Here is a 22565-nt window from a genome sequence, read left to right on the forward strand (position 1 = left end):
TAAAGTCAAGAAAAATATACATAGGATTTTAATCGAACAGAAAAGATTTAAAATTAATGTCCGATGTCTACGGCAGGTTAAAATGAAAGCGTCCATCGGAAAAGGCTGAATTGACTTTTAAATCAAACGGCTTAACTTATAGCACTGTTGACAACATTTAACACATATACCATTTTGCACCGTAATCTTCAGCCCAAATGATTCTTGATCCGCGCGTAAGAGCTATAATATTCTTTTGTTTGATATTTCTATCTATGAAAGGGAGTTGGATTGCCACACTATCGGCAGTTTTTATAATACTGATCCTCTTGCTGTTCGAGAATTCTGGATTCAAACGATTCTGGAAGGTTGCAAAATATTCACTTATACTCATCCCGCTGACGTTCATCTTCCATGTTGTATCGCTTTCGGGAATATTTGGAGTCTCCGAGGAAATTTTTATTGCGGACAACGTTCAAAAAGCAACGTTTTTCATGAGCAGAGTCGGGGTTCTCGTATCCGCCGGCGCCTATTTTGCCATGACGGTAGAACCTTCCAACCTTGCTGAATCTTTGAGAGAAATGGCAGCACCGCTTGGCAAATTAGGGCTGCCCATAGACCGGATCATGCTTCTGTTTCTTCTGACGTTTTCGTTCATTCCTATTATTTCTCAACAGGCGAACAGGATAAGAGAAGCTCAAATTGCGCGCGGCTTGTCGATGGGAAAGGGAATTGTAAATAGAATCGGAAAAGCTCTTCCATTGATGATCCCGCTTATTGTGTTGAGTATATCGAGAGCCGAACAGTTATCCCTCGTTCTTGAATCGAGGGGTTACAACTCGCCCATAAAGAGGACAAGTTTGAAAAAATTCAGGTTTTCGTCTCTCGATTATACGATGGCGATTGCCGTGATTACGATTACGGCGTTTATTGATTAAATGCAAAACGTGAAGCTTCTAATAGAATATGACGGCACCGATTACAGCGGCTGGCAGATTCAGCAGAACGGAAGGACGGTTCAGGGGGAGATTGAAAACGGACTCGAGACGATATTAGGGTCTAAAACTGCGCTGATTGGCGCAGGGAGAACGGATAGAGGGGTACATGCACTGGCGCAATCAGCGAATTTCAAAATTGAAAATTCCATGCCGCCTGATAAGATCAGATCGAGCCTTAACGGGGTCTTACCGAGGGATATCAGAATTTTAAACGCGATGTATGTCGATGATAATTTTGATTCGAGGCGGGACGCATCCGCAAGACAGTATCTTTACAAAATGGTAAAAAGAGAGACAGCTTTAGATAGGTTATATGCCCTGAAGGTGGTAAAAAATCTGAACTATCAGGAGATGGATTCAGCCGCGGAATTGGTGCGGACAAAAACGGATTTCAATTCATTTTGTAAGGCATCCTCGGAGACTGAGAACAGAAAATGCAAGGTATCCAAATCCGAATGGCATGATAATGGCGATTTTTTGTATTATACTATAAGAGCGGACAGATTTTTGCATCATATGGTCAGATCACTTGTTGGAACGATGATCGAAATCGGGAGAGGTAAATTGAATATTGACGATCTTGAAGGGATATTCGCTGAATCGGATAGGCGGGCAGCCGGTCCGACTGCGCCTGCTCATGGCTTATATCTTGAAAGAGTATTTTATCCGAACATTAATAATTGAGAAGGGAACAATATGAAAATTTTCCTTGATACGGCAAACGTAGAAGAAATAAAGGAGGGAGCTTCGTGGGGGATCGTGGATGGTGTTACCACAAACCCGTCACTTATCGCAAAAGAGGGACGGGATTTTGAAACGGTGATAAAAGAGATATGCGAATTGGTCGACGGTCCGGTAAATGCCGAAGTTGTCGGATTAAAAACCGAGGAGATGATAGCCGAAGGAAGAAAGCTCCGGGAGATTCACGATAATGTTTGCGTCAAGATACCTATGACGGTCGACGGGATTAAAGCCGTCAAAGTGTTGAGCGGAGAGGGAACGATGACCAACGTTACACTGATATTCTCCTCTCTTCAGGCGCTTTTGGCTGCAAAAGCCGGAGCATCTTTTGTAAGTCCGTTTGTCGGCAGGATAGACGATATCGGGGGTGATGGAATGGACCTTATAAGTGATATAGGGCAGATTTACGGTAATTACGGCTATGAGACGGAAATCATCGTGGCAAGCGTCAGAAATCCGACTCACGTGATCGAATCAGCCCTTTATGGAGCTGATATAGTGACACTGCCGATGAAAGTGCTCAAGCAGATGGCAAAACATCCTTTAACGGATATCGGTCTCGAAAATTTTCTCAAGGATTGGAAATCGATGAAAACCAAGTGAGACCGGAACTGATTGTGAAAATAGTATTTCAAGAAATTATATTTGCTCTGATCCTGGCATTTGCCATTCAAGGGAAGGCAACAGCGTTCGCTCAGGAAAAAGATGAGGTGAACTCATCAATATATTCCGGGAGGATGAACGCCATAACCCGCACTGTTGCCGAAGCCAGCCCCGCTGTCGCCGGCATAAACGCGATACAGGTTCGGGAATATTCCAGAACACCATTCGCCAATGATCCGATATGGTCGCTCCTCTTTCCCGACAGGATATTCAGACAGCGGGTGAAGAGCCTTGGGTCCGGGTTCCTGATTTCCCCCGATGGTTACATTCTAACCAATTCACATGTAATCGAGAACGCTGTCGAGGTAGTTGTTACCCTTTCGGACGGGACGGATCACGAAGCAGAGATCATAGGAGTAGACGAGGTTTCCGATATAGCATTGATAAAGTTGAAAGGTAAAGGCTTTCCGTACCTGAAGTTAGGAGAGTCCGATGATATCATTATCGGGGAATGGGTGATCGCTCTCGGAAATCCGTTCGGACTATTCGACGTAAGCAAAAAACCGACTGCTACAGTGGGGGTGATATCAGGAGTGGACCTCGATTTCGGGCTGCAGGAATCAGGCAGGGTGTATCAGGACATGATCCAGACGGACGCATCAATTAATTCCGGTAACAGCGGTGGACCTTTGCTCAACGCGGTAGGTGAGGTAATAGGAGTGAATACCTTCATATTCACAGGCGGCAGGTTTTCAGAGGGGTCTATCGGGATCGGATTCGCGATTCCGATCAATCGCGCAAAATCCGTCTACGAAGAGCTTAAAGCTTACGGAAAGGTGGACAGGAGTTTCTGGACAGGAATGACGGTGCAGGATCTCAACCGGCTGCTTGCGAAGCACCTCGATCTTGAAAATGAAAAGGGCGTGATTGTCACTAACGTTGAAAAGAATAGCCCTGCTTCGGGCTCCGGAATTCAAGTCGGCGATATCATATTGAAAGTCAACGGCAGTGAAATAATTGATGATGATGATATTCTAAAGATAATTGAAGAAAATTTCCTTCGCGCCGGGGATTCGCTGACTCTTCTTATCAGGCGGGGAACTACCGAAAAGACCGTTCACCTCAGACTCGGTAACGTCAAAAAATAGTTGAAATGATACCCCGTTACACACCTGAAGAAATCGGCAGAGTATGGACGGAAGAACGAAAGTATGAAACTTGGATGGAGATCGAATCAACAGTCGCAGAGGTTCAGGCTGAGAACGGGATCATACCCGCTGAAGCTGCAAAATCAATCAGGGCAAGGGGAACTTTTTCTGTTAATAGGATAGAAGAAATAGAGAAAGAAGTCGATCATGACGTAATAGCATTCCTGACTAACGTCGCTGAAAACGTCGGCGAAAATTCCGGATATATGCATTACGGAATGACCTCTTCAGACCTGCTCGATACCTCCTTAGCGCTTAGGATGAAGGAAGCGGGTGATATTATTTCGAAAGAGCTTCAGAAGCTCGAAGAAATATTGATAAGGAAGGCAGTGGAGCATAAAAAATCCGTTATGGTGGGCAGGACACATGGAATTCACGCAGAACTTATTACCTTCGGGTTAAAGCTCTCTATTTGGATAGAGGAAGTCAGAAGACACAGGAGGAGATGGACGGAAGTCGTGGGAGAGATTTCAGTGGGAAAACTTTCAGGCGCTGTAGGGACGTACTCCCATTTTGAACCGTATATAGAAGAAGCAGTTTGTGAGAGGTTGGGGCTGCTTGCTGCCCCTGTTTCAAACCAGATAATCCAGCGGGACAGGCACGCTAATTTCATCTCATGTCTCGCTCTTATAGCGTCAAGCCTTGAAAAATTCAGTATCGAGATACGCCATCTTCAGCGCACAGAAGTGGGAGAAGCTCAGGAGTACTTCGGGAAAGGTCAGAAGGGTTCTTCTGCTATGCCCCACAAGAAGAATCCTATCCTCTCAGAAAGGATAAGCGGTATGGCGCGCCTCGTGAGGGGATATGCTATTGCGGCGTTGGAAAACGTCGCATTATGGCATGAACGGGATATATCTCACTCTTCAGTCGAAAGGGTTATTATTCCCGATGCAACTATCACGGTAGTTTATTGCCTTCAAAAATTCTCCTTCCTGATGGAAAACCTGATTGTGAATCGGGAGAGGATGGAAGAGAATATCGGTCAATCCTTCAACCTGGTTTACTCGGGAAGTGTGTTGCTGAAGCTCATCGAAAAAGATCTGTCAAGAGAAGATGCTTATGCTATTGTTCAAGAATCCGCGATGAAAGCCTGGCAGGAAAAGATTGATTTTAAGGAGTGCCTCAAAAAAAATAATAAAGTAACGGAATTACTCTCGAGCAGTGATCTTGAAGAGTGTTTCAATCCTGATAATAGTCTTAAGCACGTGGATACTATCTTCAACAGATTGAAATTAACATAAACGGAGGAACAGTTTGGAGAAAGAAAAGCTGCTGTATGAAGGAAAAGCGAAAAAGATATATTCGACGAGTGATGAGAATCTCGTGATACAACTCTTCAAGGATTCCGCAACGGCGGGTGACGGCGCGAAAAAAGGTACGATAAAGAAAAAAGGAGAGGTAAACAATCAGGTATCCTCTTTTCTGTTCGATTATCTCAAGAGTTACAGTATTCCGAACCATTTCGAAAAGAAACTTACCGCTACATCTATGCTTGTTAAAAATCTTAAAATGTTTAAGCTCGAAGTGGTTATGAGGAATATAGCTGCCGGGAGCCTCGTGAAGAAATATGCCATCAAGGAAGGCACCGAGCTTGAGCAGCCGATTCTCGAATATTATCTCAAGGACGACAAGCTTCATGACCCGATGATAAGCAGTGAACATGCCGTCGCATTTGAACTTGCAGACCAAAATCAAATAGCGGAAATAGGGAGGTATGCGAAAAGGATAAACGTTGTGCTTAAAGATTTTCTCTTAAGGCGAGAGATACTGCTTGTGGACTTCAAGCTGGAATTTGGCGAACAGGACGGCGTTATCTATCTTGGGGACGAAATTTCTCCTGATACGTGCAGGTTTTGGGATGTGGAATCAAAGAAAAAGTTAGACAAAGACCGCTTCCGGCAGGATTTAGGCGGAGTCGAGGAAGCCTACATGGAAATCCTGCATAGAGTTCTTGGATAGGAGGTAAGGGCGGAGTGGCGTTAGAGGGAATACCGTTTGTTGTGGCAGCCGGAGTGCTGCTGCTCGCATTGGGATTGGCCGCTACGATGACCGGAATCGGATTCCTCTGGGGGCTCACTTACGCAGAGGCAGCCCTTCTGCTTTTTATCGTCTTCTTTTTCCGGGATCCTGACAGAACTACCCCTAAGGGAAGGGGAGTGATCGTTTCAGCCGCTGACGGTAAAGTGGTAACCGTAAAGGAAGTAGAATTTCCGGATATTTCAGCCGAAAAGTTAATTCAGGTCTCGGTTTTTTTATCAATATTTGACGTTCACGTAAACAGAATTCCCGTATCGGGTAAGGTAAGGGAAGTTAAATATTTTCCGGGTAAATTCATGTTAGCATGGAAGGAAAAAGCCTCTCTCGATAATGAGCAAACGCTTATTTCCATTGACAGTGAGGGGAAAACAATTTACCTTAAACAGATAGCCGGGTTAGTGGCGAGAAGGATTTCCTGGCAGCTGGACGCAGGTCAATCTGTCGAAGCCGGTGAACGATTTGGATTGATCAGGTTCGGGAGCAGGGTGGATTTATTACTTCCTACTGATTCCCGAATAGAAGTCAAAGTGGGGGATAAGGTCAAAGGAGGAGAAACGGTGATAGGAGCTTTGAGTCATGAAACTGATTAAAGCGGTCGTTCCAAGCGTATTTACGGTCATGAACCTGATATGCGGTTATCTTTCTATTCTTCTCGTGGTCAACGGAAAACTCTTAGCTGCGTCTTACCTCATATTATTGGCGATATTTTTTGATGTGCTTGACGGGAAGATCGCCCGCAAGTTAAATCAACCATCGAGGTTCGGTCTTGAATTCGATTCACTTGCGGATATAACCTCATTCGGTGTTGCGCCGAGCGTATTGATCTACAATGCGTTTTCAGGAGATTGGGTGGTCAGCGGCGCATTGGTTGCCTTTTTGCCGCTGCTATTTACGGGTATCCGGCTGGCGAAATTTAACGTCCATTCGGAGCGGCATAAACGGCAATTTATAGGGCTACCGGCTCCGAGTATGGCGGCTGTACTTGCCGGGTTTGTGCTCTTCAACTTGGAAATTTCCTACGATATCGGTACGGCTAAGTTTGTTTTGCCTTTGATATTAAGTACCGCGATATTGATGGTAAGTACGATGCCGTTTAACAAATTCCCGAATTTTTCCATGAAAAAGGAGGGGAAATATAATATCTTATTATTTGTTTTTCTCTTTTCTATTACACTCATGTTTATTTACAGAGGTTTGGTTATTTTCCCCATCAGCTTCATATATGTTCTTTATTCCTTCGTTCACTGGGTTTTTCACATGTCGAAGGGAGACGAATCAGAAATGGCGGACAGCGCCATCGGGGACTGATTAAAGGATGATAAGGGCTAAAGTGATAGTCACCTTAAAAGACGGGATATTAGACCCGCAGGGCAAAACTATTGCAGAAGCGTTCCCGGGCGTGGGTATCGAAGGGATCAAGAAGATTAATACCGGAAAGTTTTTCGAATTATTTTTTGAGTCCGGTGAATTAGAGCAGGCACGCACTTCAACCGAAGAGGCTTGCCGGAAGCTGCTTTCAAATCCTGTTATAGAAAATTATTCATATGAGTTGTCAGAGGAGTGACGTCCTGAGTGAAATTCGGAGTGGTCGTATTCCCCGGTTCAAATTGCGATCTTGACACTAAACACGTGCTGAGTGAGCTGTTGGGTCAGGAAGTAACAATGCTCTGGCACAAGCAAAAGGACCTTGAAGGGGTGGACGTTGTAATTCTTCCCGGAGGGTTCAGCTACGGAGATTATCTGAGGACAGGGGCGATAGCGCGTTTTTCACCGATCATGGATTCCGTGATAAAATTCGCATCGAGCGGGAAGCCGCTGCTCGGGATATGCAACGGATTTCAAATTTTAGTGGAATGCGGGCTGCTGCCGGGCGCTCTCGTAACGAACGGTTCTCTTAGGTTCATAAGCGATGAGATAACGATGAAAGTGGAATCGGAAAATTCAACGTTCACAGGAAAATACAATGAGTCAGAAGTCCTGCGTATGCCGATAGCGCATATAGGAGGAAGCTATTACACCGATGCCGAAACAGTCGAATCTCTTAAAGAAAACGGACAAATCGCATTTAAATATTGTGATTCCCGAGGGGAAGTGAACGAAAAAGCCAATCCGAACGCTTCACTCGAGAATATTGCCGGAGTATATAATAAAAAAGGAAATGTGCTTGGCATAATGCCTCATCCGGAACGTTCGAGTGATCCGATCCTCGGCTCCTCGGACGGGTTAGGCTTATTCGAATCCCTGATTGCGGCAAACTAAAGAAATCCATGGTATTGCTACAGAGCAAAAACAAACCGATCGCAGTCGTTACGTCTGTTCTTGTGTTAGGAGCTATTCTGGGTACGCTTGTAGGAGAGATTTTAGGCTTTGTTCTGCCCGAAGGCGTTGTCAAGCAATTCTTTTTACTGTCGAAAACCATATCTATAGGGCCGGGAACTGTTGACCTTATCATGTTCAGATTTACTCTTGGGTTCAGTATTACTCTTAACGTAATAAGCTTGATAGGAATAGGCGTTGCGTATTACATTTTGCGTTGGTGGCGATGATAAAACCTTAAGGAGTATTACATGGGATTCCCCGGCGGTTGGGAATGGATAATAATCTTTCTTGTGATCCTTTTATTATTTGGAGCAAAACGGCTTCCCGATCTTGCGAAAGGACTCGGAAGAGGTATATCCGAGTTCAGAAAAGCAGCGAGGGAAGTTTCGGATGAGCTTCAAAATGATGAACTGGATAAACCGAAAAACGAGAAAGACACCCCAAAAGAATAGGCTATCTGCCGGCATGCGGCATGGTCGGTACAAATAATCTCAATCTATCTTAAAACTACTGAATATTGGGTGTGAGGGTGGAGCATAATCAGTATCTGAAGAAAGTCGATGATTCTCTCAGCCTTGTTGAGGAGATGAGCGACCTGAACATCTTTATCTCCTTGGACAGGGAGGCAATCCGGAAGTCGGCGGAAGAGATTTCTGCTAAGATGCAGAAGGGTGATACGGGTCCTCTATCGGGTAAGACGGTAGCGATCAAGGACGCTATCTGTACAAAGAATATCCCTACCACCTGCGGTTCACAGATTCTAAAAGATTTTGTCCCGCCGTACGATGCTACTGTAGTAGAAAAGATAAAATCCGGCGGCGGGTTGATATTCGGCAAGACGAATATGGATGAGTTCGCCATGGGTTCGTCCACCGAGAACTCGTCATTCGGTCCGGTAAAGAATCCCCACAACAAAGCAAAAGTCCCCGGTGGATCGAGTGGAGGTTCCACGTCCGCTGTCGCTGCGGGGATAGTCGATATGGCGCTCGGAAGCGATACGGGAGGCTCAATCCGGCTGCCGGCATCGTTTTGCGGAGTGGTAGGAATGAAGCCTACATACGGAAGAGTGTCCAGATACGGATTAGTGGCGTTTGCGTCTTCGCTCGACCAAATTGGACCGATTGCCAGTAGCGTAAGAGAATGCGCCGAACTGCTTACGGTTATCTCAGGGAGCGACGAGTGCGATTCCACATCCTCCGATAATCCGGTTGATGATTATGCGAGTCTGCTCGAGAACGATGTTAAAGGGTTGAAGATAGGACTGCCGGAGGAATATTACGGGGAAGGTTGTGACCCGGAAGTTCTCGAAAGCGTAATGGACGTCGTAAACGAATTGAAATCACTCGGGGCATCGGTGCAGGAAGTTTCACTTCCTCATACCGTGTACGCCGTCGCAGCGTACTATATTATAGCCACAGCGGAAGCCTCATCGAACTTAGAGAGGTATGACGGTATGCGTTACGGCATCAGAGGAGAGGGAACCGACCTCTCCGAAGTGTACAAGTCTTCGAGGAGCATGGGTTTCGGAGACGAGGTCAAGAGAAGGATAATGCTCGGAACGTACGTCCTGTCGGCGGGGTATTACGACGCTTACTATAAAAAGGCTCAGCAGGTTAGACGACTCATCCGGGATGATTTTCTTAATGCGTTCGAAAAGATTGACGTGTTCGTCACCCCTACTGCTCCTACCACCGCATTCAACCTCGGAGAAAAGATCGAAGATCCGCTTTCGATGTACCTCGTGGATATCTACACAACTTCTCTCAACCTTGCGGGTTTACCGGGCATAAGCGTTCCCTGCGGTAAATCGTCCGAAGGAATGCCGATAGGGGTTCAAATTACCGGAAAACCTTTCGCTGAGTCTGAAATCTTGAATGTCGCCGCAAGGATAGAAGAATCAGTTTCCTCTTAGATTTTTACAACATTTTTATTTAATTTACCGTCTTATTAGTGGATTATTATGTATACGTTTGAAAATATAGAAATTCTTTATTTGCTGATTCTACTGCCGTTTCTGGCGCAGTGGTATGTTAAGAAAAACGCATCAATCCGAACTGAGATGAGGTTTTCGGATACGGCGGTGTTCAGAGCGGTTCAAAAGAGGAAGATACCGCTAAGGGTCTATCTGCCGTTCGCACTGCGACTACTTGCCCTTTCGCTCATAATTGTCGGATTCGCGCGACCCCGTTCGGGAGTCACCGATCAGGAGGTAACTACTCAGGGGATAGACATCATGCTGGTGCTTGATATTTCAAGCAGCATGGAGGCAAGAGACTTTAGACCGAACAGGCTTGAAGCGGCGAAGGCAGTCGCGGATTTATTCGTAAAAAACCGGAAGAACGATCGAATCGGGTTGGTTGTGTTCGCCTCAGAATCGTTTATACAGTCTCCCCTGACACTCGATTACGAAGTGCTGCGTTCGTTCCTGAAAAAGGTGACGATCGTCCCTAAAAAATATGACGGCACGGCAATCGGTCTTGCGATAGCGAGCGGTGTTAACAGGCTGCGTAGGAGCGACGCGAAAAGTAAAGTCATGATCCTTCTCTCCGACGGAAGCAACAACTCCGGCGAAATTCAACCTCTTACGGCTGCCGAGCTCGCTGCGACGTTTGACATCAAAATATACACGATAGGGGTAGGTTCGAATTCCCGAAGATTACTTCGGGGCAAACTGGACGAGGAAATGCTGAAAAGTATCGCCGAAGCTACCAACGGGAGATATTACCACGCTACGGATGAAAAACGCCTCCACGATATTTATGAAGAGATAAACGAACTTGAAAAAACCGAAATCAAAGTGAAGGAATATACGAGATACGCGGAGCTGTATTCGTATTTGTTACTTCCCGGCTTACTCATTCTTCTTATGGAAATGTTTGCCGGTATGACCTATTCGAGGAGACTGCCCTGATGTTCAGATTTGCGAATTATCATTTCGTTTATCTTCTCTGGGTGATTCCTCTTCTCGGAATTATGCTCCTCTATATGCTTAAAAAGAAGAAACGACTACTGAGGATACTCGGGAGCAGCAAAGTGATAGATCGGCTCCACCGCTCTACAAGCCCGAAACGACAAGCAGCAAAAATCATGATAACGTTGTTTGCAACCTCGGTTCTGACTTTCGCACTGATGGGTCCGCAGATGGGGACTGTATTATCTACACTGAAACGCGAGGGGATAGACATTGTGGTGGTGATAGACGTCTCAAGAAGTATGCAGGCGGAAGACCTGTCACCCAACAGGCTAGAAAGGGCGAAATTTGAAACCGCCCGTTTTATAGACAGGCTCAGCGGAGACAGGATCGGACTGGTAGCTTTCGCGGGCGCATCCTATCTGCAAGTACCTCTGACGCTCGACTATTCAGCCGTCAAGATGATGTTAGGCATTCTCGACAGTGATATTATCGGTACACAGGGAACGGCAACGGCCGATGCGATCAATACAGCCGCAGAGTCCTTTAAATCCGGGAACGCCAGCCAAAAAGTGATACTGATATTGACGGATGGAGAAGACCACGAAGACGATCCGGTAGAAGCGGCAGAGGAAGCATATAAACGCGGAATAAGGATATACACTGTCGGGATCGCTTCGATCACCGGAGCGCCCATCCCGTTGTATGACAAGCGTGGAAATAGAATAGGGTTTAAGAGAGACGCTGAGGACCAGATAGTAACGAGCCGGTTGAACGAGGCGGTTCTTGACGAAATAGCGGGCGTCACAGGAGGGAGATATTTCCGGATTCGAACGAGGGCAAACGGTCTTGAAATGGTATATAACGAAATCTCGCAGCTTGAAAAAAGTGAGATCGAATCGAGAGAGTTCGCCGAATACAAAGAATGGTATCAATATGCTGTAGGGTTTGTTTTGATGTTGCTTTTTATCGAACCTTTTATTCCCGAGAAACGTAAAACGGTAGAAGAGTGGCATGGCAGATATAACTAACCAGAGGCGATTAACTCTGTGAACTACAGGATTTCACTGCTGCATATATTGATTGTTTTCGTCGGCGCACCGCAGCTGCCGGCGCAGGAAAGCACATCTGATCCCGCTTTGAACGCTTTCAGGGAGGGGGATTTTGATAAGGCGATCCAGCTGTATTCCGATATGTTAGCGGAGAAATCGGGAGACGAAAATCTTAAATTCAACTTAGGAAGCGCTTTTTACAAAAAAGGTACCTTCAACGCCGCAAGATCGGGCTTTGAGGATGCGCTCACAATTGAAGATTCGCAAACCAAGTCAAAAGTCTATTACAACCTCGGCAATACGCTATTCAAGATGAACAAACCGGGAGAAAGCCTCGAGGCGTTCAAGCGGGCGATAAAGCTGAACCCGGAGGATGAAGACGCGAAATACAACTACGAATTCGTAAAAAGCCTCATCGAAGAACAGGAGAAGGATCAGGAGGGCGACCAAAACGAAGAAGAGGAGAACGAGGACTCCGAGGAGAAAGACGAGACCGATAAGAGTGAGGACGACAGCGATAAAAAGGAGGAAGAGGAGGAGAAAGGAAATGAACAGCGGCAAGAAGAGCAAAACCGGCAGAATCAGCAGCAGAAAGAGAAAGAAAGATCTCAGGCTGAATATCAGGATATATTAGATGCGTTGGAACAGGAAGAGATGCAGGTGCTGAAAGATTATATATCGGCGCGCACCGTCAAAAAAAGGCAGCCGGAGAAAGACTGGTGATATACCTGTTTAAATTCACACTCGCCGCAATGACGTTGTCATTTTCTTATCTGTATGCCCAGAGCGGTATTGAAATCGAAGCCTCTGTTTCAAAAAACAGGATGAGCTTACAGGATAGATTCAGCTACAGAGTAGAAATCCGCGGCGAGAGCCGGGGAACTTTACCGGAAGTACAGGTATCCGATTTCAATGACTTCTATATAGCAGGAGGACCGAATCAATCGACGAATTTTCAGTTCATAAACGGCGAGATAAGTTCTTCTGTTATATACAGCTGGGAGTTAGTGCCGAGGAGGAGCGGCTCATTCAAGATTCAACCGGCGACAGCGGAGTACCGTGGAAAAACATACGCGACAAAAGAGATAAACATTACGGTATACGCGCAAGGCAGCAGCGCGCGGGGAACAACTGAAAATTCCGGTAAAAACACCGGTACAAGGGAAGCGACATTCCTGCTTGCTTCGGTCGACAAAGAAAAGGTTTATAAAGGTGAACAGGTAACAGTCACCTACCGAATATACACGAAGGTGCGATTGGTCAATTTTAATACACCCTCCCCGCCGGCTGCTGTCGGATTCTGGGTCGAGGAGATTCCTCAGCCGTCCCAGCCGATCGTAGAGGAAGAGGTCGTCGACGGCACACGTTACAGCACAGCCGTGGTGGCAAAATTTGCACTCTTTCCCACGCGGTCCGGTGAATTACACTTAGACCGTATAGCAATCGACTACAAGGAAAGAGTGAGAAGGCGGAGGTCAAACAGTATTTTTGATGATTTTTTCGACGATCCGTTCTTTGGCAGATATGCGAACAAAAGAGTGGTTTCCAACGACCTCAGCATAGAGGTTTTGCCATTGCCGGAAAAGGGTAAACCCGATGATTTCAGAGGGGCTGTGGGGGATTATAAACTTAGCGCCGAGATCGTTGAATCCGAGGCAAAAGTAAATGACGCCGTGACACTTCGCGTGCGGCTGTCAGGATCAGGGAATATAAAGACTGTCAAGGCTCCGGAAATCGATTTCCCCGATGCTGTTGAAGTTTTCGAGCCTGAAATCAAGCAGAAGAGCTCCATCAAACGGGGCAGAGTAACCGGCGAAAAGACATTCGAATATGTACTTATATTACGCCGGGAGGGCGTTTTAGACCTCGGAAGAATCGGAATTTCTTACTTTAACCCTGAATCGGGAAGCTACGAGAGCTCTTTATCCGATCGGGTCAGGTTTGAGGTTGAGGAGGGAGACCGTTCAATTGTTGCTGTTTCTCCCGGCCTTTCCAGGGAGGAAGTCGCTATCCTGAGCAGAGATATTCATTTTATTAAAAGGGATCTGCCGGAGTTGGTGAAGCGGGATAGCAGGGGTTATCTTAGTGCCTGGTTGATAGTCTGGGGCGTTTCACCGATGTTTGGTTTGGCGGGCGCTTTCCTGCTCAGAAGACACCTGGATCAAATGAACACTAACGTCGCCTATCAAAGAAGGAGAAGGGCTTCGAGCGAATCGAGGAAAAAGCTCAAAGCGGCAAAGGGGGAAATGGAGTCTGAGAACGCGAAGGGTTTCTATTTTGAGCTCGGCAGGGCTTTGCTCGGAGCAGCCGCCGACCGGATGAATCTTTCGGCAGCAAGAGTGACGGCTGAGGAAATTGCGCGAGCGTTGAAAGAGAGAGGCGCCGACGAAAAGGACGCAGATGAATTCCTCAAGATTATCAGTTTATGCCGGGAGGCGGTTTATTCTCCGGAACAGGCGGAGGAGAGCAGAATGGAAGAAATTTACACCGCGGCGGAGAGATCCCTCGATAAACTCCTGAAGGTATTATAAGATCGTGAGGATATTTAATTTATATATTGCGTTCCTTATTCTCTCTATTTCTGCCGCCCATGCGCAGACGGAAATAGAGTTCTTCCTGAAGGGCAATGGTCACTACGAAATGGGTGAGTATGAAGACGCCGTGAAGAATTACCGTTCACTGCTCGATTCCGGTTATGAAAGTTCTGAATTATGGTACAATCTCGGAAACGCCTATTATAAACTCGGAAGAATCGGGTATTCGGTACTTTCCTATGAACGGGCGAAAAAACTGGAACCTTCTGATGAAAGTATACTCTATAATCTCAGTGCTGCCAACCTCCTCGTAAAAGATAAGATAATTCCTCCTCCTGAAAATTTTCTTATTAAAGGGCTAAGAAATCTTCGGGATTCGCACAAAACCGACAGTCTCATATCAATATTAATAACGCTTTACATTTCATCAATAGTGATTTATTCTTTAACTTTATTCATGCCGAAGGGTAGATTGATCAGGACGTCGCATTATGCGCTGTTCTTAATCGGTTTAATATTTTTTTCGGTATCAATTATGACAGGGATTAAAATCGAACACGAGTTAAACAACATAAGAGCGGTAGTAATGGTACAGGAGATGTCGGTGTCAAGCGCGCCGGAAGAAATTGGAGAAGAACTTTTTATTCTGCACGAAGGTACCAGAGTCGAAATAATCGGCGGCAGCCAGGAGTGGGCACAAATCAGATTGTCGGACGGAAAAGCCGGCTGGGTACCGACTGAAATGATAGAAGTGATATAGAAATTGAGAATAAATTTATCACAAACCGTTCTTTTGTTAAGCATGACAGCACTGCTTTCAGGCTGCGCAGCCGGAACTACTATCGAAGACCTTCCCCAAGGAGGAGGCAGGGAATCTCCGCACGGATGGTTCGACCCGCTCGCTCTCGATGACGACGACATCTTTGTCAGCGGCATTGAAATGCCTACTTTCGCCAACCAAACTGATAGATTGAACAATGAGATGGATATCGATTACGAAGCAATGACCGAGGGGTATAGAGTACAGATATTTGTCACCCAAATTTTGTATGAGGCGGACAGTGTATTGACACTCTCAGATTCGCTCTTCGAGGGTGAAGCCTACATGCGGTTCGATCCCCCGAATTACAAAATAAGAGTCGGAAATCTGAAGTCGAGGTCAGAGGCGGAAATTTTTCAAAGAGAAACAAGACGAGCGGGATTCCCGAGATCGTGGGTATTGAGAACCAGAGTCTTTGTAAATCCGAGGAAATTGGACATATCTCCTCCCGTCACAGAGCAGGAATAGATCGTACAACGCATATCAACCGGTATCCCCTTTCGGCTCTGAGATAAAAATCAATTCCCGGGAATGTGAATGAGCATGAATCTTAAGAAAATATCTTTTTATATCCGCATGCTCGTTACCCTTCTTCTCATTTATTTCGTCTATAATTTTTTCGATATACGATTCGATGGATTAATGAGCTCGTTCTATGAATCAAACAAGAAATATGTTTTTTCAGCGTTTGCGCTTATGCCGCTGACGTTGTCAATTCAAATATCCAAGTGGCATCTATTATTGCGAACGCTGGATAAAAACATGAAATTACGATCGGCTGCAACTTCTTATCTTGCCGGAATGACACTCGGAATAGTCACCCCTGCGAGAATCGGGGAACTCGGCAGGGCTTGGTTTTTGCGCGGCGTGCCGCAGTTGGAGGTGGTGGGTCTCACTATTATAGATAAATTCTATTCTACTCTCGCATATTTTTCTATCGGGATATTGACTTCGCTCATACTTCTATACGATTATGTTGATCTGAACGTTTCTTTAAGGATTTTATATTACACGATTGCTGCCGGAAGCTATCTCTTTATATTGGTTGCGCTTTTGAATCCCGTGAAAATCGGAAAGATGATAAAGTTCGCCGGAAAGATATTCCGGAAAAAAGAGGCTTTGAACGTTATTACGAATTCATGGTCCATGGTACCTCGAAAAAGAATTTTAGTAGTATATGGACTTGCCACTGCAGTTTGGAGTTCCGTGATTACACAGCTTTACATCCTTATCCGGGCTTTTGACGCAGTGCCGTTATTTGACGGTCTTATAAGCGCCTCTACAGCGCATTTCGTAAAAACGCTGCTGCCTCTCACCTTAGGGGAATTAGGTATAAGAGAAGCATCTGTATCATATTTTTTCGGTAAACTCGGGGTAGGTGAATCGGAGGCATTCAGCGCAGCTCTGCTTATGCTTTTGATTAATGTTCTTCTCCCTGCCTTGGTCGGAGCAATATTCATTATGCGCTTAAAAATCGGAAGAGGCTCAAATAGTAATCAAGAGAGCAGTCTAACCGGGCATGAGGAGCAGGTATGATTGAATTTCTTATGCCGGTGATGGCTTACGCCGAAGTGCATTACAGGTGGAGATTTTTTCCAAGCAGAATTTATATGCCATATCCGGAGATAATCGCCGACGTGCCTTTCAGGCTCGAACCTGATACGGCTCTGCCGGTTCTATGCATAATCAAAGACGCACATAGATTTCCCGTGCGATTGGAAAAGATAGAGGTGGCCATTTCTATGACCGGAGGCGATTCACAGGCTCGGCAGTTTGATTTTGAAAACGTCCTTATTGAGGAGAGATTCTGGAATAGAACGCTTTCTCTGAGTTTACCCGGCAACAGTGCCGGGGTTGTAAGCGTAACGGTGAAGTTCAGCCTGTCAAACGAAGCCGATGGAAAGTTCGAGGTAGTGAATGATAATTTCAAAACGTTGCCTCCGTTAAATTTGAGCGTTTTGATCCCGGAATATGCCTTACCTTCATTACCCGGCTGGAGCTACGGTGATTTTCATACGCATTCGGAGTTTACCGATGACAAAGTGGAGTTCGGCGCTCCTATCATGTCGTCATCCATAATCTCGAAATCAATCGGACTCGATTTTTTTGTTGTTGCGGACCATTCGTACAATCTCGATAATTCGATCGAATTTCCGTACGAAAACGATGCTGATCTGCCCCGCTGGCATAAATCAAGGGAAGAGATGAGAGAAGCAGGGACGAAAGAGGGCGCTCTGCCTATACCAGCCGAAGAAGTCTCTTGCGGTAATAGAAAAGGGGAAAACGTACATCTTTTAGTGGTTGATCCCCCTGTTTTTATTCCCGGCAACGGAGACTGCGAGGACGATTATCCCGATACCGAACCAACACTCTCTGTGGCAGAGGTACTCGATCTCATGGGGAATGGTGCAGTTGCCATAGCAGCCCACACGCTGGAAAAACCGCCGTTCGGACAACGACTTCTGTTCAACAGGGGATATTGGGCGAAAGAAGATCTTTTGGATGATCGTATAATCGGATTACAGATTTTGAACGGTCTTCCGGATGATTCGTTCCGTCGGGGATATGAAGTATGGATAGATCTCATACTCGAAGGTAAGAGAAAGATTATCCTCGCGGGCAACGATGCTCACGGCAACTTTAACCATTTCAGACAGATAAAAATTCCTTTCCTTTCGATGCATGAGCACAGGAAGCAATTGTTCGGACAGGTGCGCACCGCACTGAAGCTTGACGGCGGAATGGAACTCAACGCTGTTCTGCAAGCATTGAAAAAGGGGCGGGCACAGATAACTACTGGGCCTATATCCGATATCTCCCTGAAGACTCAAAATGGCGAGCTGTATGAGATTGGGGATGAATATCCTTATGATGAAGGAAAATTGAGCATCACCGCGGCTTCGACAAAAGAGTTCGGGAAACTAAAACGAATTGTTGTTATCAAAGGAGAGATTTCGGCCCGGAAAGAGGAAGAGATTCACAAATATACGGATTTCGCTGATGGATACAGATTTGAGGATGTTCTCACCATATCACGATTGAGTCGCGGTTACGTTAGAATCGAGGTATATACCGAATCCAACGATAAGGAGTCGTTCTCGATAACCAATCCGATATGGCTAACAGGAGGAGCTTAGCTCATTATCTGTTCGTAATGCTCTTCAACTTCTTTAAAACTGATAGTGTCCATAAAAGCCGCGAAATTGAAGAATGTGACGAGATACCTCATATCCTTTACCCAGTTCGGGAGATATTTCGGTTTCCTGACCATCCCGTCTCTATAAAGATCATAAAGTATCGGCACACTTTCCGCGGTGATCTTGCCGGTGAAGAGGAATTTTACAAACTCGGGCTTCCCTTTTTTTAATGCTACGCTGACAAAATTATAAATCCTGACCAATCCGTCAAGATATGCGACGTCCTTGGTAAAAGGCGCGCCGCCTTCCATCAATCCTCCTCTGAAACACCGGGCGGAAGCGTCAAATGCGTCGTCCTCGGAAAAATTCTTGTCCAGATAGAAATTGTAAACATCGATGAAGTCTGCGCCTTCTTCGCACATCTTGATAGCGATAGTTCTGTAAGCGAGTTTTTTGACCCGCATCGGATCGATCTGCTGACTCATGAATTCCGCAAATACGGCTAATCCCTCCTGATAAATTGTCGTTCCGGGAGTACCCTTCGAGAGGAATTTCAGCACCGGCTGTGAAGAGCCGTTAAGCGTGGTAGCAAGGTGCACCTCGCCTTCGTGTCTGATAAGCTGCTGAATTTGTCTTTTTGTATAAGAGGCGCCCTTTCTTAGTTTTAAGTAATCGGCTCCAGCAGAAGCGTCGGCGGTCATACGGTTTGAGATGATCACCTTGATTTTTCTTTTAGGGAAGAGCTTATGCAATTTATCGGAAAGAAGCTTTTTAGCTTCGAGGGAAGTGAGTTTCGATTTGGAAGCTTTTTTATCGCCGGGAAGATCGTATCCAGTAAATCCCTCGCTAAGATGCTTGGCGAGATCAAGAATTGAAACATTTCCGCCGATGTAGCGATAATCAGGATAGCCGAAGAGTTCCTTGGAATATTTATAAAAATCCTTTGTGCCTCTGGACTCAAGCATCCTTATAGTCAGCAGGTATTCTTTGCAGGCTCTGTGAATCATCTTTTCAGCCGGATTTGATTTGTCGAGATGGGATTGGATATCAAGAAACATCCTTCTCCGTTCATCCGCATCCCACCTGAGAGGAGGATATTCATACCGTGGCAACCGCTTACTTCTTCGCGCGAGAAACCGCTTTTTAACCGTGATGGGAATGTGTATGGAAGATAGGATCCGTATAGGGCGTTGTGCCATTAATAGTGATTTGCTCACGCCGCGCAGGAATTTTCTATAAGAACTTTTTTTCATAGATGAAGGAATATGCGGATAAGGAGTTTGGAGCTGTTCTTATTTACCCCAAAATTCGTCAAGCTTCTTTTTCCGCTTCCTCTGTCTATCCAACTCCTTCTTTATCTTGGAAGTGAATTTTCCGTCGGTATCGAGTTCGAGAGCTTTTTCGTAATGGCTAAGGATATTTTCGAAATCTTTATCGTCCTTTTTCAGATATCCGAGCGCAAGATAATAGTTCGGCTCCGCTTCATTCGTCCTCACTTCAGCGGCTTTTCCAAATTCGACGATTGCATCCCAAATTTGCCAGCGGCTCCCCTTTTTATACAGATAGAGACCGTTGGACATAAAGGAATAATATCTTATGTCATCGCTGTCCCGGTTGTTTGAAATCGCTTTATCCAGATATTTTTTTGCAGTTACGATATTATTGTTCTCATACGCTTTTTTGCCTTTAACGTAGTTAGACTCGGCTACAGTTCTGCGTTTTTCTATTTCGGTTTTAATCTCCTCGACTCTATTTTTCTCCCTGCCGCCTCTTCCCGCTTTTTCCAACAATTCGGATGCCAATGTTAATAGTCCGTACTCCGTATATGCTTGAGCAAGCCCTAACGTGATCCCGGGATCATTTTTATTTAAGCTGTATCCCTTTTTATAAATTGCAATGGCATCCTCAATTTCCCCTGCGTTCAACTTTGATCCGGCATCTTTGGAGTAGATTACCTGGAGCGACGCTATCGTTCCTTTGTTGTTCTTGTCTAACTTATATGATATTTCGAATTCTTTTTTTGCTTCAGTGTGCTTATTCTGCGCCTGGAGCGACATTCCGAGCATAAAGTGTGCCTGTGCGTTATCCGGATCAGCATCAAGAGAAGACCTGTATGAGCTCTCAGCCGCCTTATAATCACCCGCATCATATAGTGCATCAGCTTCATTTAGCGTTCCGGAGCATGAGATTAAGAGAAGACACGGTATTAAAATTAAGAGATAGAATCCCCTGATACCTATATGAGACATTTTATTGCTTCATTCTGTTTACAAAATAAAAGGGCAGGCAATAATGCCTGCCGCTAAAATTGAGATGAAATATCTCACGGGTTCTATATGACGCGATGCACAAGCAAACCCACCATAAGGATCAGTGTCACCAATATTGCCGCGACACCGTAATTGCGGTCCTTAATTTCCGCCCACTCGTCGATATCCTTAGAAAGCCAGTTGAAAACCTTAAGAGCGAGCCCAACTCCAAAAGCAAACCCTATTGAAGCAACAATCGCCCATAACAAAGACCATAGGTATCCGGCCAATCTCGTCATTATAGGTATGTCCATTTAAATCCTCCTTATCCTATTAATACCAGCTCACGTTAGAGCTTACAAATTGGTTTGTGCTGATCTTCTTGTTCAGAAGTGAAAGAATATCCTCTGTATTAGCTGCGAGCATGATGCGTTCATCATCCTTCTTAGAGATAGTGAGCATAATGTTTACAGTGTCGAAATTGTAGTCTGTTTTCCGTATTGCCACACCACAAGCGTAAAAGCCTACCAGCATGACCCGGTCGATATCCGTTCTTCTCGCTTCGAGAGTCAGGAGAAAATGGCGTTTGTCACCATCGTTCACAAACTTCATATTATCGTATGAAACGTGTAATCCCTGGGTTCTGAAAACTTTCTGAACGGTACTGTAAAAAGCGAAATCGTTGGCCCGGATGACTCCAGAGAATAAAATCAGGAACATCAATCCGGTCAGGTTTATCAGCCGCCTATTTTTCACAATGACTCCTTGTTATAGTTAGATGCTTCAAAGAATACAGGATTTCATTGTTTTCATCAAAATCAATACGGACGAATAATACTCCCGGCACTCGGATAAGTCAAGAATAATTTGAGATTGCATTTCGGCTATAATAATTGACTTGACAACACATTCGTTTCCTATTAATCTCTACCAATGGGTTGATATTTATGGCTATGTTGTCTATATCAACCCATTGATTTATATTGGACTAAGGCGGGAATATTTGAAATACTTATTTGATTTGAACATAGACGAGGTTATTGACAGCCCTGTAGGGAATTATCTTATTCCTAAGAATGCCGATTTCGAAGGATTCAGATAGATTGAAAATTAGCGTATACGGATTAGGTTACGTAGGTTGTGTCCTCGCAGTATGCCTAAAAACAATGGGCCATGACGTAACCGGAGTGGACGTTGTCGTTGATAAAGTAGAAGCGATTAACTCAGGGAAGTTGCCCTTTTATGAACCGGACCTTGATGAAACCAACACTGCAAGCAGTACGGGGTCATTAATTGCCACAACCGACGGTTCGGAAGCCGTGAACGGCTCAGTAATATCTTTTGTGTGTGTAGGAACTCCGAGTACCGCTTCAGCGGGTGTAGATCTAAATCAAATCATATCAACCGTTAAAGAAATCGGTAGGTCGATAAAAGCTAAAGGGGAGAAACACTTAATTGTTATCAGAAGCACCATCCCCCCGGGAACCATTGATGAAGTTATAATACCACTTCTGAATGAAAATATTGGACTTAAAGAAGGTATAGATTATGAGGTCTGTTTCTATCCTGAATTTTTACGGGAGGGGAATGCGGTCGCCGATCTATTGAAGCCGTCTCTTAACGTGCTTGGCGCGCAGAAGAATTTTCCTGTCGAAGTCATGGAAGAGATTTTCGAGCAAATAGATATACCTTTTGAGTTAACCGATTTCAAGAGCGCGGAGATGTTGAAATACGCTTGTAACGCGTTTCACGGATTAAAAGTAACTTTTGCAAATGAAATCGGCGCTTTAAGCAAGGAATTCGAGATTGACGGGGCGGGAGTGGTTTGTTGCGGGAGGGGCGCGAATCGCGAAGGCGGGAGACGCGGGAAGGGATTCTCGCACGAGCGGGATGTGCCGGTCTTAGACGGAGACAAACGAGCCCAGCGGGTCAATAGATCAACCTGACCCCTTTCCAAGCCGAACTGGCGGCACAGGC

At 45.3% G+C, this 22565-nt stretch carries 26 protein-coding genes; 22 read left to right on the plus strand and 4 right to left on the minus strand.

Annotation, left to right across the window (positions count from 1 at the left end):
- The first annotated feature begins 197 nt into the window (after positions 1-197).
- From IID12_01850 to IID12_01950, 21 genes are all read left to right on the plus strand, one after another.
- Positions 198-917 (plus strand): energy-coupling factor transporter transmembrane protein EcfT, encoded by a 720-nt coding sequence (locus tag IID12_01850; GenBank protein MCH8287836.1) that lies wholly within the window; start codon positions 198-200, stop codon positions 915-917.
- Positions 918-1661, plus strand: coding sequence for a tRNA pseudouridine(38-40) synthase TruA (truA, locus tag IID12_01855; GenBank protein MCH8287837.1), 744 nt, complete (start codon positions 918-920; stop codon positions 1659-1661). It begins immediately after the preceding gene.
- 12 nt (positions 1662-1673) lie between these two features.
- A complete protein-coding gene (gene fsa, locus IID12_01860) occupies positions 1674-2321 on the plus strand; it encodes a fructose-6-phosphate aldolase (GenBank protein MCH8287838.1) in 648 nt (215 codons plus the stop codon).
- A gap of 14 nt (positions 2322-2335) precedes the next feature.
- The gene (locus tag IID12_01865) at positions 2336-3469 is read left to right on the plus strand and encodes a trypsin-like peptidase domain-containing protein (GenBank protein ID MCH8287839.1); all 1134 of its coding nucleotides are present in this window, start codon (positions 2336-2338) and stop codon (positions 3467-3469) included.
- 5 nt (positions 3470-3474) lie between these two features.
- Positions 3475-4770, plus strand: a complete 1296-nt coding sequence (locus IID12_01870; protein ID MCH8287840.1) for an adenylosuccinate lyase — start codon at positions 3475-3477, stop codon at positions 4768-4770.
- Between the two features lie 13 nt (positions 4771-4783).
- A complete protein-coding gene (locus IID12_01875) occupies positions 4784-5488 on the plus strand; it encodes a phosphoribosylaminoimidazolesuccinocarboxamide synthase (GenBank protein MCH8287841.1) in 705 nt (234 codons plus the stop codon).
- Between the two features lie 14 nt (positions 5489-5502).
- Complete coding sequence (locus IID12_01880) at positions 5503-6156, plus strand: phosphatidylserine decarboxylase family protein (GenBank protein MCH8287842.1); 654 nt, start codon at positions 5503-5505, stop codon at positions 6154-6156.
- A complete protein-coding gene (gene pssA, locus IID12_01885; protein MCH8287843.1) occupies positions 6143-6874 on the plus strand; it encodes a CDP-diacylglycerol--serine O-phosphatidyltransferase in 732 nt (243 codons plus the stop codon). The genes IID12_01880 and pssA overlap by 14 nt, the downstream gene beginning before the upstream one ends.
- Before the next feature lie 10 nt (positions 6875-6884).
- On the plus strand, positions 6885-7130 hold the full coding sequence (gene purS / locus IID12_01890) for a phosphoribosylformylglycinamidine synthase subunit PurS (GenBank protein ID MCH8287844.1): 246 nt from the start codon (positions 6885-6887) through the stop codon (positions 7128-7130).
- A gap of 8 nt (positions 7131-7138) precedes the next feature.
- On the plus strand, positions 7139-7825 hold the full coding sequence (gene purQ / locus IID12_01895) for a phosphoribosylformylglycinamidine synthase subunit PurQ (GenBank protein ID MCH8287845.1): 687 nt from the start codon (positions 7139-7141) through the stop codon (positions 7823-7825).
- A gap of 8 nt (positions 7826-7833) precedes the next feature.
- Complete coding sequence (locus IID12_01900) at positions 7834-8112, plus strand: DUF4321 domain-containing protein (GenBank protein MCH8287846.1); 279 nt, start codon at positions 7834-7836, stop codon at positions 8110-8112.
- A gap of 21 nt (positions 8113-8133) precedes the next feature.
- Positions 8134-8337 (plus strand): twin-arginine translocase TatA/TatE family subunit, encoded by a 204-nt coding sequence (locus IID12_01905; GenBank protein ID MCH8287847.1) that lies wholly within the window; start codon positions 8134-8136, stop codon positions 8335-8337.
- A gap of 62 nt (positions 8338-8399) precedes the next feature.
- A complete protein-coding gene (gene gatA, locus IID12_01910) occupies positions 8400-9797 on the plus strand; it encodes an Asp-tRNA(Asn)/Glu-tRNA(Gln) amidotransferase subunit GatA (protein ID MCH8287848.1) in 1398 nt (465 codons plus the stop codon).
- A gap of 48 nt (positions 9798-9845) precedes the next feature.
- Positions 9846-10796 (plus strand): VWA domain-containing protein, encoded by a 951-nt coding sequence (locus tag IID12_01915; GenBank protein ID MCH8287849.1) that lies wholly within the window; start codon positions 9846-9848, stop codon positions 10794-10796.
- The gene (locus IID12_01920) at positions 10796-11827 is read left to right on the plus strand and encodes a VWA domain-containing protein (protein MCH8287850.1); all 1032 of its coding nucleotides are present in this window, start codon (positions 10796-10798) and stop codon (positions 11825-11827) included. Before IID12_01915 ends, IID12_01920 begins: the two co-directional genes overlap by 1 nt.
- 18 nt (positions 11828-11845) lie before the next feature.
- Complete coding sequence (locus tag IID12_01925; GenBank protein ID MCH8287851.1) at positions 11846-12571, plus strand: tetratricopeptide repeat protein; 726 nt, start codon at positions 11846-11848, stop codon at positions 12569-12571.
- Positions 12568-14379 carry a protein BatD gene (locus IID12_01930; GenBank protein MCH8287852.1) on the plus strand — a complete coding sequence of 604 codons (1812 nt, stop codon included), beginning with the start codon at positions 12568-12570 and terminating at the stop codon, positions 14377-14379. Before IID12_01925 ends, IID12_01930 begins: the two co-directional genes overlap by 4 nt.
- 4 nt (positions 14380-14383) lie before the next feature.
- Positions 14384-15142 (plus strand): tetratricopeptide repeat protein, encoded by a 759-nt coding sequence (locus IID12_01935; protein MCH8287853.1) that lies wholly within the window; start codon positions 14384-14386, stop codon positions 15140-15142.
- Positions 15143-15145: 3 nt separating this feature from the next.
- Positions 15146-15670, plus strand: coding sequence for a hypothetical protein (locus IID12_01940; GenBank protein ID MCH8287854.1), 525 nt, complete (start codon positions 15146-15148; stop codon positions 15668-15670).
- 69 nt (positions 15671-15739) lie between these two features.
- The gene (locus tag IID12_01945) at positions 15740-16738 is read left to right on the plus strand and encodes a flippase-like domain-containing protein (protein ID MCH8287855.1); all 999 of its coding nucleotides are present in this window, start codon (positions 15740-15742) and stop codon (positions 16736-16738) included.
- Positions 16735-18339 (plus strand): CehA/McbA family metallohydrolase, encoded by a 1605-nt coding sequence (locus IID12_01950; protein MCH8287856.1) that lies wholly within the window; start codon positions 16735-16737, stop codon positions 18337-18339. The genes IID12_01945 and IID12_01950 overlap by 4 nt, the downstream gene beginning before the upstream one ends.
- Here the strand turns inward: IID12_01950 and IID12_01955 are convergent.
- The 4 genes from IID12_01955 to IID12_01970 form a co-directional block, all read right to left on the minus strand.
- Entirely contained in the window at positions 18336-19592 is a 1257-nt protein-coding gene (locus IID12_01955; GenBank protein MCH8287857.1) for a DUF1704 domain-containing protein, read from the minus strand. The genes IID12_01950 and IID12_01955 overlap by 4 nt on opposite strands.
- A 39-nt stretch (positions 19593-19631) precedes the next feature.
- Positions 19632-20588, minus strand: a complete 957-nt coding sequence (locus IID12_01960) for a tetratricopeptide repeat protein (GenBank protein MCH8287858.1) — start codon at positions 20586-20588, stop codon at positions 19632-19634.
- An 83-nt stretch (positions 20589-20671) separates the two neighbouring features.
- Positions 20672-20902 (minus strand): DUF350 domain-containing protein, encoded by a 231-nt coding sequence (locus IID12_01965; GenBank protein MCH8287859.1) that lies wholly within the window; start codon positions 20900-20902, stop codon positions 20672-20674.
- Between the two features lie 19 nt (positions 20903-20921).
- Positions 20922-21344, minus strand: a complete 423-nt coding sequence (locus IID12_01970; GenBank protein ID MCH8287860.1) for a hypothetical protein — start codon at positions 21342-21344, stop codon at positions 20922-20924.
- 347 nt (positions 21345-21691) lie between these two features.
- Here IID12_01970 and IID12_01975 point away from each other — a divergent pair, with 347 nt between their 5' ends.
- Positions 21692-22534, plus strand: coding sequence for a nucleotide sugar dehydrogenase (locus IID12_01975; GenBank protein MCH8287861.1), 843 nt, complete (start codon positions 21692-21694; stop codon positions 22532-22534).
- Positions 22535-22565: the final 31 nt, after the last annotated feature.

This window comes from Candidatus Neomarinimicrobiota bacterium, from assembly GCA_022567655.1.
Taxonomy (GTDB): Bacteria; Fidelibacterota; SORT01; order SORT01; family SORT01; genus JADFGO01.

Excerpts from the sequence above, each read along its gene's own strand:
- IID12_01850 (MCH8287836.1), top strand. The coding sequence starts at position 198 with ATGATTCTTGATCCGCGCGTAAGAGCTATAATATTCTTTTGTTTGATA.
- truA (MCH8287837.1), top strand. The coding sequence starts at position 918 with ATGCAAAACGTGAAGCTTCTAATAGAATATGACGGCACCGATTACAGC.
- fsa (MCH8287838.1), top strand. The coding sequence starts at position 1,674 with ATGAAAATTTTCCTTGATACGGCAAACGTAGAAGAAATAAAGGAGGGA.
- IID12_01870 (MCH8287840.1), top strand. The coding sequence starts at position 3,475 with ATGATACCCCGTTACACACCTGAAGAAATCGGCAGAGTATGGACGGAA.
- pssA (MCH8287843.1), top strand. The coding sequence starts at position 6,143 with ATGAAACTGATTAAAGCGGTCGTTCCAAGCGTATTTACGGTCATGAAC.
- IID12_01900 (MCH8287846.1), top strand. The coding sequence starts at position 7,834 with ATGGTATTGCTACAGAGCAAAAACAAACCGATCGCAGTCGTTACGTCT.
- IID12_01905 (MCH8287847.1), top strand. The coding sequence starts at position 8,134 with ATGGGATTCCCCGGCGGTTGGGAATGGATAATAATCTTTCTTGTGATC.
- IID12_01915 (MCH8287849.1), top strand. The coding sequence starts at position 9,846 with ATGTATACGTTTGAAAATATAGAAATTCTTTATTTGCTGATTCTACTG.
- IID12_01920 (MCH8287850.1), top strand. The coding sequence starts at position 10,796 with ATGTTCAGATTTGCGAATTATCATTTCGTTTATCTTCTCTGGGTGATT.
- IID12_01945 (MCH8287855.1), top strand. The coding sequence starts at position 15,740 with ATGAGCATGAATCTTAAGAAAATATCTTTTTATATCCGCATGCTCGTT.
- IID12_01950 (MCH8287856.1), top strand. The coding sequence starts at position 16,735 with ATGATTGAATTTCTTATGCCGGTGATGGCTTACGCCGAAGTGCATTAC.
- IID12_01955 (MCH8287857.1), bottom strand. The coding sequence starts at position 19,592 with ATGAAAAAAAGTTCTTATAGAAAATTCCTGCGCGGCGTGAGCAAATCA.
- IID12_01960 (MCH8287858.1), bottom strand. The coding sequence starts at position 20,588 with ATGTCTCATATAGGTATCAGGGGATTCTATCTCTTAATTTTAATACCG.
- IID12_01965 (MCH8287859.1), bottom strand. The coding sequence starts at position 20,902 with ATGGACATACCTATAATGACGAGATTGGCCGGATACCTATGGTCTTTG.